The organism is Neorhizobium sp. IRS_2294, from assembly GCF_050500145.1.
GTDB classification, from domain to species: Bacteria; Pseudomonadota; Alphaproteobacteria; order Rhizobiales; family Rhizobiaceae; genus Neorhizobium; species Neorhizobium soli.
The window spans coordinates 3015775-3030975 of record NZ_CP191439.1; the positions used below are offsets into that span (position 1 = coordinate 3015775).

12 protein-coding genes are annotated in these 15201 nt (G+C 61.3%); 2 read left to right on the forward strand and 10 right to left on the reverse strand.

Translation table 11 applies throughout. From position 1 onward, the window contains the following. The first annotated feature begins 238 nt into the window (after positions 1-238). Positions 239-799, forward strand: coding sequence for a type 1 glutamine amidotransferase domain-containing protein (locus ACQY1K_RS14615; RefSeq protein ID WP_062461469.1), 561 nt, complete (start codon positions 239-241; stop codon positions 797-799). Positions 800-909: 110 nt separating this feature from the next. On the opposite strand, the gene ACQY1K_RS14620 is transcribed toward ACQY1K_RS14615, so the two are convergent. The 7 genes from ACQY1K_RS14620 to ACQY1K_RS14650 form a co-directional block, all read right to left on the reverse strand. Next, the gene (locus ACQY1K_RS14620; protein WP_062461960.1) at positions 910-1935 is read right to left on the reverse strand and encodes a DNA topoisomerase IB; all 1026 of its coding nucleotides are present in this window, start codon (positions 1933-1935) and stop codon (positions 910-912) included. A gap of 85 nt (positions 1936-2020) precedes the next feature. Then, on the reverse strand, positions 2021-3742 hold the full coding sequence (locus ACQY1K_RS14625) for an HWE histidine kinase domain-containing protein (RefSeq protein ID WP_430257697.1): 1722 nt from the start codon (positions 3740-3742) through the stop codon (positions 2021-2023). A 175-nt stretch (positions 3743-3917) separates the two neighbouring features. After that, on the reverse strand, positions 3918-5801 hold the full coding sequence (gene treZ, locus ACQY1K_RS14630; protein ID WP_430257698.1) for a malto-oligosyltrehalose trehalohydrolase: 1884 nt from the start codon (positions 5799-5801) through the stop codon (positions 3918-3920). A 134-nt stretch (positions 5802-5935) separates the two neighbouring features. Next, the gene (locus tag ACQY1K_RS14635; RefSeq protein ID WP_184654496.1) at positions 5936-7027 is read right to left on the reverse strand and encodes an ABC transporter ATP-binding protein; all 1092 of its coding nucleotides are present in this window, start codon (positions 7025-7027) and stop codon (positions 5936-5938) included. Between the two features lie 6 nt (positions 7028-7033). Next, on the reverse strand, positions 7034-7915 hold the full coding sequence (locus ACQY1K_RS14640; protein WP_062461481.1) for a carbohydrate ABC transporter permease: 882 nt from the start codon (positions 7913-7915) through the stop codon (positions 7034-7036). Then, positions 7912-8838, reverse strand: a complete 927-nt coding sequence (locus ACQY1K_RS14645) for a carbohydrate ABC transporter permease (RefSeq protein ID WP_430257699.1) — start codon at positions 8836-8838, stop codon at positions 7912-7914. The genes ACQY1K_RS14640 and ACQY1K_RS14645 overlap by 4 nt, the downstream gene beginning before the upstream one ends. Positions 8839-9030: 192 nt before the next feature. Further along, positions 9031-10287 (reverse strand): ABC transporter substrate-binding protein, encoded by a 1257-nt coding sequence (locus ACQY1K_RS14650; protein WP_062581941.1) that lies wholly within the window; start codon positions 10285-10287, stop codon positions 9031-9033. Between the two features lie 248 nt (positions 10288-10535). On the opposite strand from ACQY1K_RS14650, the gene ACQY1K_RS14655 reads away from it, so the two are divergent. Continuing rightward, on the forward strand, positions 10536-11624 hold the full coding sequence (locus ACQY1K_RS14655) for a LacI family transcriptional regulator (protein ID WP_113111850.1): 1089 nt from the start codon (positions 10536-10538) through the stop codon (positions 11622-11624). A gap of 192 nt (positions 11625-11816) precedes the next feature. Here the strand turns inward: ACQY1K_RS14655 and ACQY1K_RS14660 are convergent, their stop codons facing one another. The 3 genes from ACQY1K_RS14660 to ACQY1K_RS14670 all read right to left on the reverse strand — a co-directional run bounded on the left by ACQY1K_RS14660 (position 11817) and on the right by ACQY1K_RS14670 (position 15053). Next, entirely contained in the window at positions 11817-13322 is a 1506-nt protein-coding gene (locus ACQY1K_RS14660; protein WP_062461487.1) for a tripartite tricarboxylate transporter permease, read from the reverse strand. Between the two features lie 12 nt (positions 13323-13334). After that, positions 13335-13796, reverse strand: a complete 462-nt coding sequence (locus ACQY1K_RS14665; RefSeq protein WP_062461489.1) for a tripartite tricarboxylate transporter TctB family protein — start codon at positions 13794-13796, stop codon at positions 13335-13337. Positions 13797-14069: 273 nt separating this feature from the next. After that, positions 14070-15053: a tripartite tricarboxylate transporter substrate-binding protein gene (locus ACQY1K_RS14670; protein ID WP_062461492.1), complete on the reverse strand. Its 984-nt coding sequence runs from the start codon at positions 15051-15053 to the stop codon at positions 14070-14072. Positions 15054-15201: the final 148 nt, after the last annotated feature.

Consider the following 15201-nt stretch of genomic DNA (forward strand, 5'->3'; position numbering starts at 1 on the left):
AATGCTGAAGAACCGGTTCCTTTCGCATCGCAGCTTCGGCCATCCAAAGCATCTTGCGGCCAAAAGCCCGCAAGAGCTTATGGTCCTTGTGCCCGATGCCGTCGTACTGCCGCTTCCCAGAACAGCGCGAGAGGAGATCAGTGTCCCCGCGTCTATCAATGGCAGGGATCTCTCGACTGGCCGCCTTTAACCGGGCCGGCCCACGACAACAGTCCATGACAATAAAAAGGAGTGAAACATGGCTGACATGAAGTCCGCTTCCATCCTGATTCTTGCAACCGACGGCTACGAGCGCTCGGAGCTCCGGTTTCCGCTCGATGAACTGCGCAAACGTGGTGCCGACGTGAAGATCGCTTCGATCAAGTCTGGAGAGATCAGAAGCTGGGACGAGACCGACTGGGGTGACTCTGTCGCGGTCGACCTTGAAGCGAAGGACGTCAAGGCAAGCGATTTCGATGCGCTGGTTCTGCCCGGCGGACAGATCAATCCCGATGTGCTGCGCAAGGATGAAACGGCGATCAGCGTCGTGCGAGATTTTGTGGCGAGCGGCAAGCCTGTTGCTGCCATCTGCCATGGTCCATGGCTGCTGATCGAGGCGGATGCCCTGCGTGGCCGCAAGGCGACATCCTACCCGTCGATCCGGACCGACGTTCGCAATGCAGGCGCGTCCTGGCAGGACGAAGCCGTGGTCTGCGATAACGGCATCATCACATCGCGGTCACCCGACGACCTGCAGCAGTTCGTCGACAAGATCGTCGAGGAAGTCAACGAGGGCCGTCACAACAGACAGGCCGCTTGATTGCAGAATGACTGGTAACGAAAGCCCGCTCCGCCATGGTCGGTGCGGGCTTTCTCTTGTCTGCGTGCCATGAGATCATACGCTGGCTGATGGAGCGAGAACCGGTCCGGTCAGGTCTGTTCCTGCTTCAGGAATGCCAGAAGCCGGCGCTCGTTCATGCGCAGACCACGGCGGCCGTCCGTCGGCAGGGTCTTCGCGTTCATGATCTTTTCGAGCGGCGAGACATCCTCGGCAAGGCTCAGGATCTGCGGATGGATATAGCTGGTGCGGCAGACGGCTGGCGTGTTGTGCAGCGCTTCAGAAGCTGCGTTGCACAATGCCTTGATCTTGGGACGGTGGCCGTCCTCAGCCATTGTATTCCAGGCTGACATGAAGGCTGCGAGGCTTCCGCCCCAGGTGCGGAACGTCTTTGCCGTGACCGGAAAACCGGCGGCCTTGGCAAGATACGCGTTAAGCCGGCCAGAATCGATCGGTCGCGGCGTACCGTGTTCATCGGGAAACGAAAACAGCTGGCGTCCCGGGAGGTCGGCGACGTCTTCCAGGATACGTTGCAGACGCGGATGTTTCAGCGTGTGCTGCACCCGCTTGCCACCCTTGGCGGTGAATTTCAAAAGGATACCGTCGCCGGACAAAACCATGTGCCGCTTCAGAAGCGTCGTTGCGCCGTAGGTGCGGTTTTCCTTGGCATAGGCGCGGTTGCCGACCCTCAGATGCGTCATGTCCATCAGCGCCACAAGTGCGGCGATCACCGCCTCGGACTTGTCGAGACCATGCGACAGATCGCGGGCAGCTCTGGACCGGATGCGCGGCAAGGCCTCGCCAAACTGGGCAAGCTGGTCGAACTTGCGCTCGCTGCGGAAATTCTGCCAGTCCGTGTGATAGCGATACTGCTTGCGGCCGCGGCTGTCATAGCCGGTTGCCTGGAGATGGCCGCTGGCATCAAGGCAGATCCAGACGTTTTCGTAGGCTGGGGGCAGGCCGAGTGCGGAGATGCGGGTATGGTGGTCATCCTCAACCAGCAAGCCACCATCCGGCAACCGATAACTGAACCCCTTGCCGCGTCGTTCCCGCCGAATGCCGGGTTCGGTATCGTTGACATAGGTGAGGCCGATCGTCTTGAGAGACTCGACGTCAATTTCAATGGTGCTGACTAACGTATCCATAACCGCTAAACTGAGATGGATATCGCTTCGTTCCCAGGCATTGAAACACCCAGAGAACTTAAAGAGGAACGTCGCGCAAGCCTTCCGAAGCGTCCGGGCGCTCCAGGTTGGCACGCGGTACCGTCATCCGCCAGACCAGGCCGCCGGGCCGGAAATCAATATCGACAGTGCCGCTGAATGCAGCGGTCGCGTGGCGCTTGATGATGGTCGTGCCGAACCCGGTGCGGGTGGGCGGCTTTACCGTCGGGCCGCCGCTTTCTTCCCAGACCAGAAGCAGGTTCACACCACGGCTCTCGCCGTCTCCATCCGAGACCGTCTCCTCGGCGATATCGCTCCATGAGATCCGTACCGTACCATGGGGTACAGACAATGCGCCGTATTTGACGGAATTGGTGGCGAGTTCATGCAGCACCAAGCCGAGATTCTGAACTGCACCCGCCTTCAGCACGAAATCCTCGCCCTGGATCTGGACGCGGTCCGCCGCTTCCGCAAACGTGCTCATGTGGATCTCGACGACCCGCTGCATCGGAACACCGCCCCATTGCTCTTCGGCGAGAGCCTCGATCGATTTCCCCAGCCCCTGGAGGCGGGTGCTGATTGCCCTCTGGAACTCGTCCATCGGCGTATCCTTGCGTGCCAGCTGGCGCATCATAGCCTGGACAAGCGTGAGGATGTTCTTTGTCCGGTGAACCAGCTCGTGCAGGATGAGATGAATACGGTCTTCCGCCTGGCTCCGGTCGAACGAGGCGTTCGAAAGCGCGACGGCGATCTGGTTCGCCTCGGTGATCTTGGTCTCCACCGGCGAGACGATTTCGCCCTTGCCGATCCGTTCAGCCATGTCGGCGATCTGCCTAATCGGGATCCGCAGCTGCCAGGCGACGAGGTAGGCGACGACCATGGCTATGGCGAGAAAGACGATGCCGCCCGCAACGAGCTGCCGCCAGGTGGAGATAATGTTTTCCTGCGCGGACGCGATCGGCCCCCAGACGACGGTCTTCCAGGCCCAGCCGGTAATCTGCGCATAGCCGTACATCTGTTTGCCCGCACCATCGACATCTTCGATCGTGCCGCGAAAACCGGTCATCAGCCGCAGAGTTTCGCTGGGAAACCTGGCGCCCTCCGCCATCTTTGCGGCACCGACCGAGGTGACGACCTGACCGCTGCCATCGAGGACCGCGGCAGACCAGCCATCCGGCAGGCCATCGACGGACAGTAGCTTTTGCAGATCCTCGGCATTCTGCGTGATGATCATCGCAGCGCCCGAGGCGTTTGTCTTCTCAGACAGCGGCATCGCGACGTTGAAGACCCACTTTCCGCTGGTCGTGCCGCGAAACATGCTGGAGGCTTCCGTCAAGCCGCTGCGCAGCATGGATTCGAGCGCTGGCATGTTGGCGGTCTTGCCGAGCGGCGTATCGAAGGGGACGCGGGTATTCAGCCGAAGCTGTCCGTCCCGGTCTGCGACGATCACGAAAAGCTTGGTGGAACGCAGGCTCGACCGGGTCCGCTCGTGGAAGGCGCGAAGGTCACCGGACTCCAGCTCGGGAGAACTGACCAGCAGGCGCAGCGTCGTTGCCATGTCCTGCAGCTCGCGGTCGACCGCACGAGCGATCATCTGGGCGTCTTCTGCCGTATTCGAGGAGAGCATGTCCCGTTCGTGCTCTTCCAGCTGCAGCATGAGAAAGGCGCCGAAGACAAGCAGCGGTAAAGCCACGCCCACGACGAGCGCGATCAGATAAGCCCCGATCGGTGCCGTCGGGAAGAGCCGCGCAAACCTAGCCATCCCGCACGACCGTTGCGCGGGAAGGTTGGCAGGCAGCAGAGCCGCCGCGCTGGTGATCCATTCTTAGCCCCGTCCCTTGGCTTTGAAAGCAACGCCATGAGTTCTAGCGGCTTTTGGAACACTGGCCAAGGACTTGGTGATGCGGCCGTCACCTTTCCGATGAATATTCGAATATTCAGTGCCGCGAAATCGCGGCAAGCAGCGACGTTGCCGGCATGACGAGCGGCCCAGTTCCATCGGCAACGACGGTTTCCGGCACCCGGTGGATCACAAACCCGGAAATGCCAGGTGCTTCGACCTCAGACGCGCTCAGATTGGCACGCAGTTGCACGAGACGATCCGACAGCTGCCAGTCGATTGCAATCGTCTCCGGCGCGGAGGCAAGAACGCGACCGACGCTGTGAGGCATGCCGGAAAGCCCCGGGACCACGTGCTCGCGCCGCTTTCCGATCAGATCCCGGATCTTCCCGTAGGCGACAGAGCCCTCCGCCGTGTCGCGACGCTCCCAGCGCAGTTTCGATTTCTCGAACGCTTCCGGCGCGTTCGGATTGTCCAACTGCCAAGGTTCTGTGACGCCTTCCGGCAGGCCGCCGAATTTTTCCGCCTCAATCAACCGGTTGGCCCAGGTGGTCATGGCGATGTCGCCCTCGTATTCGGCAAAGAACGCGAACGGCTGCACTTCCCCATATTCCTCGCCCATGAACATCATCGGCACCTGCGGCGACAGAAGCAGCATTGACGTCATGACGTCGAGAAGCCCCGGCTCCGACAGGGAGATCAATCGTTCCCCATGGGCGCGATTGCCCACATGATCGTGGTTCTGCAGGAAGTGGATATACGAGGTAAGCGGCGAAGATCCGCCCGCGTCCGCGTCTGACCTCGCATCTTGCTCGTCATCGTCCTGCGACGGCATGCCGCCATGCGCGAGGCAAGCGGCGAGCTTGGCGACCGGCTGCGCGGCAAAAGGTGCGGCATGGCCCACGGCCTCGCCTGTCGCGATCACATGTGCGGCGTGGTAGGCGTCGTTGTTCCATCCGGCCACAAACGCATCCGGCGTCCCGCCACGCTCCGGGTTGCGCAGGATGGCGCGATGGTCCTCCATCACGAGATGGCGCCGCCGACCCGTCGTTTCGGAATGAACGCGCTCTGCAAGTTCGACGAGAATGTGCTTCTCTGACGTTTCATCCAGGATCTCGTCCACCGCATCGATGCGAAGGCCATCGAGATTGAACTCTTCCAGCCAGTAGAGCGCGTTTTCGATGAAGAAAGCACGCACGGCTGGTTGGGCAAAGTTGATCGACGGACCCCACGGCGTGATAAACTGCGGATCGAAGAAAGACGGGATGTTCGAGACGATCAGGTTTCCAGCCGGGCCGAAGTGGTTGTAGACGACATCCAGCATGACCGACAGGCCGACCCGGTGGGCGGCATCGACGAAAGCCTTCATGTCATCAGGCGAACCGTAGGCGTGGTGCGGGGCATAGGGAAGCGCGCTGTCATAGCCCCAGCCGCGATCGCCCGGAAATTCGCTGACCGGCATCAGCTGAATGACAGTGAAGCCGAGATCGGCAAGATCGGCGAGACGAGACGCTGCGGCGCGAAACGTACCCTCGGCCGTGAAGGTGCCGATATGCATCTCGTAAATCACAGCCTCTTCCCAGGCATGCCCCTTCCAGGCCGGCATGTTCCAGCGGTAGAAGGCCGGATCGACGATCATCGAGTGGCCATCGACGCCACCGTCCTGCGCTCGCGATGCGGGATCGGCGAACGCTTTACCGTCGGGCATGACGAACTGGTAGGGCGTGCCGGGCTCGACGCCTTCGACGGTCAGCGTGAACCAGCCCTGCCCGGCCGGCAGCATTTCGCGGTTGCGGCCGGCGATGCGGAGGCGCAGGCGCTCGATGTCCGGCGCCCAGAGGCGGAACAGAACGCTGTTTTCGCCGACATGTTCGGCACCCCAGGATTTGGGGAAGGATCGGCGCACGGGCGCGCCGGACGAGACGTGGCCGGAAGCGGTCCGGCGCGAATCGTAGGGCGTGAAATCGCGGGTCAGCGACATGGCATCTCTCCCTTGTTTCAGTCACAAGGGAAACACGGGGCGGACAGGAATAGTTCCCTATTGCCCCGTAACGACCGGATTCGGGATAGGAAAATTGTCTTTTGTCAAGTCAATTTTCTGGCCCGATCATGGACTTAGCCGATGCGGTTGCCGCTTTCCGGATCAAACACGACGGCCTTGTCGAGATTGAAGGCGAAGCGGAATGTCTGGCCAAGCGTGACCGGTACTTCGGCGCGAGCGCGTCCCGTGAAATTCACCCCGTCCATCCGACCGGTCACGAACGTGTCGGAGCCGGTCGGCTCGACCATCGTTACCTGCGCATCAACGAAGGCAATCGCATGTGCCGTCGGATCGGCAAGGCCGGAATCTGTGATCGCTTCGGGGCGCAGGCCGAGAATGACATCCTTGCCCGCGGGCAAAGCAGACGTCACTGTTGGCGGCACGGCAACCGTCGTCGAACCGCCGAACAGGGCGACGCCGCCAGCGACGACCTTGCCCTTCAACATGTTCATCGCGGGCGAGCCCATGAAATCGGCAACGAACAGGTTGGCCGGCAGATTGTAGATTTCGGCAGGCGTTCCGACCTGCTGCACGATGCCTTCCTTCAGGACGACGATCTTGGTCGCAAGCGTCATCGCCTCGATCTGGTCGTGGGTGACATAGACGATCGTGGCGTTGGTGTTCTGGTGCAGCGCCTTGATCTCGGCCCGCACCTCGACGCGCAGCTTTGCATCGAGGTTGGAGAGCGGTTCGTCGAACAGGAACACGCGCGGCTTGCGCACCAGCGCCCGGCCCATGGCGACGCGCTGACGCTGGCCGCCGGAAAGCTGGCTCGGGCGGCGCTTCAGAAGATGCTCGATCTGCAGGGTCTTTGCCACGCTTGCGACGGCCGTTTCCCGCTCCGCCTTGTCGATGCCGCGCATCTCCAGCGCAAACGCGATGTTCTCCTCCACCGTCATGTTCGGATAGAGCGCGTAGGACTGGAACACCATGGCGATGTCGCGCTTGGACGGATGCAGGTCCGTCACCACCTCGCCATCAATGACGATGTCACCCGATGTCGGTGGCAGCAGGCCGGCAATGGCGTTGAGCAGCGTGGACTTGCCGCAGCCGGACGGGCCGACCAGCACGAGAAAGCCGCCCTTTTCCAGATCGATGTCGATGCCCTTGAGGATCTCGACATTGCCGATCTTCTTGCGGATATTCTTGATCTCGAGAAAGCTCATGTTGGATCAACCCTTGACTGCGCCGGCCATCAGGCCACGCACGAAATAACGTCCGGCGACGACATAGACGAACAGCGTCGGCAATGCCGCGAACACGGCGGCGGCCATGTCGACATTGTATTCCTTGACGCCGGTGGAAGACGAAACGAGGTTGTTGAGCGCCACCGTCATCGGCGATGCCTCGCCCGACGAGAAGGAGACGCCGAACAGGAAGTCGTTCCAGATATTGGTGAACTGGTAGATGACCGTGACGACGATGATCGGGCCGGAGCTTGGCAGAAGAATGCGCCAGAAGATCTTGAAGAAGCCGGCGCCATCCATCATCGCAGCCTTGACCAGCTCGTCCGGAAACGCCTCGTAATAGTTGCGGAAAAACAGCGTGGTGAAGCCGAGGCCGTAGACCACATGGACGAACACGAGGCCGGCGGTGGAATTCGACATACCCATCGCACCCAGCAGACGCGCCATCGGGATCAGCACCGCCTGGAACGGGATGAAGCAGGCAAACAGCATCATGCCGAACACCAGCTTGTGGCCGGGAAAGCGCCACTTGGTGAGAACATAGCCATTGAGCGCGCCGAGCAGCGTTGAGATGGCCACAGCCGGAACCACCATCTTCAGCGAGTTCCAGAAATAGCCCTTGATGCCGACGCAGGAGACGCCGATGCAGGCCTCGCCCCATGCCTTGACCCATGCGGCGATCGACGGATCTGACGGCAGCGCCAGCATGTCGCCGCCGCGGATTTCATCAAGAGACTTCAGCGACGTGGTGAGCATCACATAGAGCGGCAGCAGATAGACGGCGGCAAGGATGATCAGTGCGCCATAGATGAAATAGCGGACGGTGCGGACCGAGCCGGCGCTGACATTTTCAGGGATCGCGCTCAATGGTTCTTCTCCCGAAGCTCGGAATAGAGATAGGGGACGATGATCGCGGTAATGCCCATCAGCATCATTACGGCGCTGGCCGAGCCCACATTCATCTGGTTGCGGGTAAACGTGTAGGAATACATGAAGGTGGACGGAAGTTCGGTGGCATTGCCCGGCCCGCCGCCCGTGAGCGCGATGACAAGGTCATAGGACTTGATCGCCATATGAGCGAGCACGATGAAGGCCGACAGGAAGACCGGACTCAGCATGGGAATGATGATGCGGCGATAGATCGACACGGTTGACGCGCCATCGATCTGGGCGGCCTTGACGATCTCGCCGTCGATACCGCGAAGACCCGCCAGAAACATCGCCATGATAAAGCCCGAGGCCTGCCAGACGCCGGCGATGACGACGGTGTAGATCGCCATCTTGGGGTTCACCAGCCAGTCGAACTTGAAGCTTTCCCAGCCGAGATTGTGCATTGTGTTCTCAAGCCCGAGGCCCGGGTTGAGGAACCACTTCCAGGCCGTGCCTGTCACGACGAAGGACAGCGCCATCGGATAGAGAAAGATCGGCCGAAGGACGCCTTCGGCGCGGATGCGCTGATCCATCAGGATCGCGATGAAAAGCCCGATCGCGGTGCAGAGCACGATATAGAGCACGCCGAATATGGCGAGGTTCTGCATCGCCACATACCAGTTGGGCTGCGACCAGAGCCGGTAATAGGCATCGAACCCGCCCCACTTGTAGATCGGCATCATCTTCGACGTGGTGAACGACAGATAGACTGTCCACAGAATGAAGCCGTAGACGAACACCAGAATGATGGCAAAGGACGGCGCCAGAACGAGCTTCGGCAAGCCATTGCGCAAGCCATCGGCCATGGACCGCCGCGGCCTGGTCGGCGTCACCATCGGAGCCGGTTCGATTGTCGTCATGGGGGATCTCCGGATGCGAATAGAGACGTTTGAAGGTGCGCCAACAAAAAAGCCCCCTCTGGCCTGCCGGCCATCTCCCCCACAAGGGGGAGAAAACCTGTGGGCACCCACCGACCAAATCGGGCCCAGACAGTGCGGCTGGGTTAAGTCCCTCCCCCTTGTGGGGAGGGGTTTGAGGCGGGGTTTTTTTGACTACTTCGCGGCAGCAACCGCTTCCGGCAGACGCTTCAGCGCGGCATCCGTGGTCAGCTGGCCATTCAGATGCTGGGTGATGACGTCAAGCATGGCTTCCTTGACAGCGGCCGGCTGCGCATAACCATGAGCAAGCGAGCCCATCAGCGTGCCCTTGGACGAGGCTTCCGCCAGATCCTTCATGCCCTTCTTGGCGCAATCGTCGAACTTTTCGTCCGAGACGTCGGTACGGGCAGGCACGGAACCCTTGACCGTGTTGAAGGCGATCTGGAACGCGGGATCTTCGACGGCGGATGCCATCTTCATCTGTGCGTCCTTCTGCTCTTCACCCACGTCGAACATCATGAACTGGTCAGCGTTGAACAGGACGGAGCCCTGTGTGCCGGGGAAGCGCATGCAGACAAAATCGGTGCCGGGGGTCTTCTTGGCGCGCAGCCATTCGCCCTTCGACCAGTCGCCCATTTCCTGAGCGCCGGCCTTGCCTTCGATGACGAGCGCGGTGGAGAGGTTCCATTCGCGGCCGGAGAAGTTGGGATCGAAATAGGTGCGAAGCTTCGACATATCGTCGAACACCTTCTTCATCGTATCACCCGACAGCGCCGTCGGATCGGCGTCGAGCACGGCCTTCTTGTAGAAATCAGGACCGCCGACGGAGAGAACCACGGCTTCCCAGAGGGTGCCGTCCTGCCACGGAACGCCGCCATGGGCGAGCGCGGTGATGCCTTGCGCCTTGAAGGCGTCGAGCATGGTGAACAGCTCGTCCATATTCGTCGGCTGCTTGCCGCCGGCCTTGTCGAAGGCAGCCTTGTTCAGCCACAGCCAGTTGGTGGAGTGAATGTTGACGGGGGCAGCAACCCAGTGGCCATCATACTTGGAAAACGCCTGCAGCGCTTCAGGAATGACCTTGTCCCAGCCTTCCTTGGCGGCGAGATCGTCAAGATTGGCGGCAACGCCCATCTCGGACCAGTCGCGCAGGTCGAAGCCGAGCAGCTGGACGGCGGTCGGCGGATCGCCGGCGGTCACACGGGCGCGCAGCGCCGTCATCGCGGCAGAACCGGCACCACCGGCAACCGGCATGTCTTTCCAGCCGATACCCTGCTTGGCCAGGTTTTCCTTGAGCACGTTGAGCGCCGCGGCTTCGCCGCCGGACGTCCACCAGTGCAGAACTTCAACCTGTTCGGCTGCCTTTGCGGCGCCAGCGGTCAGCGCAATCATAGCCGCACCGGCGGCCAGTTTGCCGATCAAACGAATAGTCATTGAAATATCTCCCTCAAAGCCGGGCTCCTCTCCGGACATCGATTTATAACGATATAACTGATGTAAGTGTCAACCCCGTAGCGGACAGAATTTCAGTGATGTCAAAGATCCGGTATCACCCTGTTATAAAACGATAAAAGCGATATTTCCCGTTTGCGACGGTGAAGAGTTGATTTGCACTTGCCGAATTTGCGGCGTTTTGCAACGATACAAACAGGGCGCCTGGAGGGGAGCTGGAGGAGACAGGAATGCCGCTTGACGACCGGGATGACCGGGGTGAGGACATCGACCCGGATACGCTGCAGCAGGGACGCCCGGCGCGGCCGCACGCGAACCGCTTGCCCCGCGATACAGCCCAGAAGAAACCGACGCTGAAGACCGTCGCCGAACTGACCGAGCTTGCGGTCACGACCGTGTCGAGGGCGCTCTCCGACGATCCCCAGATTGCGCTCGAAACCCGCATCCGCGTGCGCCAAGCGGCCGAAGATGTCGGCTATCTGCCGGATCGCGCGGCGCAGCGGTTGCGCACCGGACGCACCAACGTGATCAGCCTCGTCCTTGATCCGCACGAGGAAATCCTCGGCTACGGCACATCGATGATCCGCGGCATGAGTGCGGCACTGCGCGGCACCAGGTACCACTTGGTGATCACGCCGCATTTTTCAGACACGCCGCAGATCGATCCGGTCAAGCATATCGTCCGCAACCGGATGGCCGACGGCATCCTGTTCAGCCGCACCGAAGCCGCCGACGAGCGCGTGAAATTCCTGATGGAACAGGGCTTTCCCTTCGTGTGCCACGGCCGCACCGAGCTTGCGACGCCGCATCCTTACGTGGATTACGACAATTACGCCTTTAGCTACCGGGCCGCGAAAAGCCTGATCAATGCTGGCTGTCGGCGGCTGTTCATCATCCTGCCGCCCGCCCAGTTCACCTTCGCCCATCACATGCGCCACGGCTTCATGACGGCGGTGCGCGAGGAAGGCGTCGCCTTCGAGATTTCCGACCGTGTCTCGCTCGACAGCAAGTCCGACGCGATCCGCGACCATGTGGCGGAACGACTGGCGGCCGACGACGCGCCCGACGGCTTCATCTGCGGCGGCGAGGTCTCCGCCATGGCGGTGATGTCGGCAGCCTACGACACCGGCCGCATCATCGGCCAAGATGTGCGCCTGGTCGCCAAACAGACGTCCGGCCTGTTCGACCAGGTCCGCCCGCGTATCGAAACGATCTACGAGGACCTCGCGGAGGCGGGTCGTCTTATGGCCGCGCTGCTTCTGAAGCAGATGGGTGGAGAGGTGCCGGTCGAGGAACTGCAGGCGCTGCAGACGGTGTAATGAAGGGGACTTCGGCAGCCCCAACCTCCCCTCATTTTTGTGCTCGCCACAGGAACCCAGCCGCCACGCGTCCGCGTGGCGAAAGGAGTCTTTACACCCCAGGGACCTGGGCTGTCGGGATCCCTGTGGCAAGCACAGAAATGATGAGGAAAGGGAGCCGTCCCCCTCTCCTCCTCCAAAAGTTGCTACCCCTCAATCCTCCTCAACGAACACCTCTTCGCGCTTCTTCCTGACGCTGGGCAGGAAGACGACGATGAGCACGAGTGCGGCAAGCGCGAGCAGGCCGGCGCTGATGGGGCGGGTGATGAAGGTGGTGGCGTCGCCGCGCGAGAGGATCATTGCGCGACGCAGGTTTTCTTCCAGGAGCGGGCCAAGAACGAAACCGAGCAGAAGCGGTGCCGGCTCGCAGCGCAGCTTCAAAAGCACGTACCCGAGCAGACCGAAGAAGGCGACGGCATAGAGATCGAAGACGTTGGAATTGACGCTGTAGACCCCGATGGCGCAGAACGCCATGATGATCGGGAAGAGCACGTAATAGGGGATCGTCAGAAGCTTTACCCACAACCCGATCAGCGGCAGGTTGAGGATCACAAGCATCAGGTTGCCGATCCACATGGACGCGATGATGCCCCAGAACAGCGCCGGCTGTTCGACGGCAACGTTCGGACCTGGAACGATGCCCTGGATGATCATCGCGCCGACCATCAGCGCCATGACCGGGTTGGCCGGAATGCCGAGCGTCAGGAGCGGGATGAACGAGGTCTGTGCACCCGCATTGTTGGCCGATTCCGGCCCGGCAACGCCGGCGACCGCGCCGTGGCCGAATTCTTCCGGATGTTTCGATACCTTCTTCTCGACCGTATAGGACGCAAATGCCGCAAGGATCGCGCCGCCGCCCGGCAGGATGCCGAGGATGGAGCCGATCGCCGTGCCGCGCAGAACGGGGCCGACCATCGCCTTGAAGTCCTCGCGCGACGGCATCAGGTTGGACACCTTCGCCATCAGCACGGTGCGGGTCTTTTCGCTTTCGAGATTGCGCAGGATTTCAGCGATACCGAAGACGCCGACCGCGACCGCGACGAAGTTCAGGCCGTCGGCATATTCCCGGATTCCGAGCGTGAAGCGCGGCGTGCCGGTGTAGATATCGGTGCCGACGAGGCCAAGCAGCAGGCCAAGGCAGACCATGGCGAGCGCCTTGATGATCGACCCGTGAGCAAGCGCGATCGACGAGACGAGACCGACGACCATCAGCGAGAAATATTCCGCCGCACCGAACTGCAGGGCGATCGAGGTCAGCGGCGGCGCGAAGATCGCCACAAGAAAGGTGGAAACCGTGCCGGCAAAGAACGATCCGATGGCAGCGATGGCAAGCGCCGGTCCCGCCTTGCCCTTGCGCGCCATCTGGTAACCGTCGATGGCGGTGACCGCGGACGAAGATTCGCCGGGCATATTGATGAGGATGGCCGTGGTGGAGCCGCCATACTGCGCGCCGTAGTAGATGCCGGCGAGCATGATCAGCGACGACACGGGTTCGAGCTGGAAGGTGATCGGCAACAGCATGGCGATCGTCGCCGTTGCGCCGATGCCGGGCAGGACGCCGATCAGCGTGCCAAGCAGCACCCCGATGAGGCAGAAGAACAGGTTCTCGATCGACGTGGCGGTGGAGAAACCGAGGGCGAGATTGTTGAATAATTCCATGAACCGAGCCCCTTACATGCCCAGCCACGGCCCGAACCGCCGGAACGGCAGACCAAGACCATAGCTGAAGACGAGAACCGAAAAGACCGTGAGCAGAGCCGCCAGGATGACGGCCATCAACGGCTTCATCTTGTGCGAGGCGAATGCCGCGATCAGCGCCGTAAAGAAGATCGCCGGCACGAAGCCTAAACCGCGCACGGTGAGACCAAAGAAGATCGGTGCCGGCAGGATGAAGGCCATCCCGCGCCAGGCAAGCGCACCCACCGGTTCGCCGTGAACGCGAATGGCCTGGAAGACGATCACGCCGCCCAAGAGCACGAGAACGCAGGCGAGGATGAACGGAAAATAGCCCGGCCCCATGCGAAGCGCCGTGCCGAGTTCCAGTTCGATCGATTGATAGGCAAAGAACAGGCCGGTCAGCATGAGCGCCAGCCCGCAGACCAGATTGGTCCTGTCGATATTGAGTGAATTCATGATGGCTCCGAAATATTGGAAGAGCTCTGTGGATCTGCGCCGCGGGTCGGCATGGTCGCTAGCAGGAGTGTCGCTTGCAGGAGTGTCGCTTGCCGGTGGGGTCCTTGCAGACGTTCGCGCCGATCAGCGGTCGATCTGAGCGATCAGCTTGCCGGCAATTTCTCCCCCGCGGGGGAGAAGGACGAAAGGTTGCGGGCTCCAAGGCCGATCGAGCAGAACCCCTCACCCTGCCCAGAGAGGGGCCAGGGTGAGGGGCAGTGCCGTGACGAGAGATCAGTCGGCGTACTGGCCGGCTGCCTCGATGACCGGCTTCCAGCGGGCGATTTCGCTTTCCAGCTTGGTCTTCAGCGCCTCAGGCGTGGCGTCGGCTTCAGGCGAAGGCTTGGTGCCGAGTTCGCCGAAACGGGCAACGACGTTCGGGTCTTTGAGTGCCACCTTGAGTGCCGCCGACAGCTTGTCGTTGGCTTCCTTCGGCGTGCCCTTCGGCGTGTAGATGCCGTGCCAGATGCCCACTTCCATCTGCGGATAACCGGCTTCCTTGACGGTCGGCAGGTCCTTCAGGATGTCGAGGCGGTCAGCGGAGGTGACGGCGTAGGCCTTTACCGTGCCGCCCTGGATCTGCTTTGTCGTATTGGTGGTCTGGTCGCACATGATATCGACCTGTCCGCCGAGGAGATCGGTCATGGCCGGGCCGGTTCCCTTGTAGGGAACGGTCACGAGCGGCGTTTCGATCGAGCTCATGAACAGCATGCCGCAGAGATGCGACGCAGCGCCGATGCCGGCATTGGCGACCGTCACCTTGTCCTTGTTCGCCTTGGCGTATTCGATCAGGCCCTTGAAATCGGTGGCTTCCATGTCCTTGCGGGCGAGAAGGGTCATCGGCACTTCCGTGACGAGACCGACATATTCGAACGCGTTCAGCGTGTCATAGGCGAGCTTGCGATAGAGCGTGGCGCTGGTCGCCATGCCGATATGGTGCAGGAGGACGGTATAACCGTCTGCTTCCGCATTGGCGACGCGGCCGGCACCGAGCGAACCGCCGGCACCGCCGACATTTTCGACGACGATCTGCTGGCCGAGATCGCGCGACATGGATTCAGCCACAAGACGCGCAACCGTATCGGTCGGGCCACCGGCCGCAAACGGTACGATCATCGTGATCTGGCGTTCCGGATAGCTCTGCGCATTGGCAGAAGCCGAAAACAGCGACATGGCGGCAAGAGCCGTTGCGCCGATCATGGCGTTGACGATTTTCATGGATTGTCCTCCCGAGCGTGAAAATCAGCATGCAAACTGAGTGCTGGCGACAGTCCTCCCTCGCCAGCGTGGTGCCATTTGCAGTGGTGATTTCGCTGGCCGCAATCGGGCGGGAGGCAGCACCGCTAAGTTTATCGCTGGCGTGCAA

Excerpts from the sequence above, each read along its gene's own strand:
- ACQY1K_RS14635 (WP_184654496.1), bottom strand. The coding sequence starts at position 7,027 with ATGAGCTTTCTCGAGATCAAGAATATCCGCAAGAAGATCGGCAATGTC.
- ACQY1K_RS14615 (WP_062461469.1), top strand. The coding sequence starts at position 239 with ATGGCTGACATGAAGTCCGCTTCCATCCTGATTCTTGCAACCGACGGC.
- ACQY1K_RS14645 (WP_430257699.1), bottom strand. The coding sequence starts at position 8,838 with ATGACGACAATCGAACCGGCTCCGATGGTGACGCCGACCAGGCCGCGG.
- ACQY1K_RS14655 (WP_113111850.1), top strand. The coding sequence starts at position 10,536 with ATGCCGCTTGACGACCGGGATGACCGGGGTGAGGACATCGACCCGGAT.
- ACQY1K_RS14670 (WP_062461492.1), bottom strand. The coding sequence starts at position 15,053 with ATGAAAATCGTCAACGCCATGATCGGCGCAACGGCTCTTGCCGCCATG.
- treZ (WP_430257698.1), bottom strand. The coding sequence starts at position 5,801 with ATGTCGCTGACCCGCGATTTCACGCCCTACGATTCGCGCCGGACCGCT.
- ACQY1K_RS14625 (WP_430257697.1), bottom strand. The coding sequence starts at position 3,742 with ATGGCTAGGTTTGCGCGGCTCTTCCCGACGGCACCGATCGGGGCTTAT.
- ACQY1K_RS14650 (WP_062581941.1), bottom strand. The coding sequence starts at position 10,287 with ATGACTATTCGTTTGATCGGCAAACTGGCCGCCGGTGCGGCTATGATT.
- ACQY1K_RS14660 (WP_062461487.1), bottom strand. The coding sequence starts at position 13,322 with ATGGAATTATTCAACAATCTCGCCCTCGGTTTCTCCACCGCCACGTCG.
- ACQY1K_RS14665 (WP_062461489.1), bottom strand. The coding sequence starts at position 13,796 with ATGAATTCACTCAATATCGACAGGACCAATCTGGTCTGCGGGCTGGCG.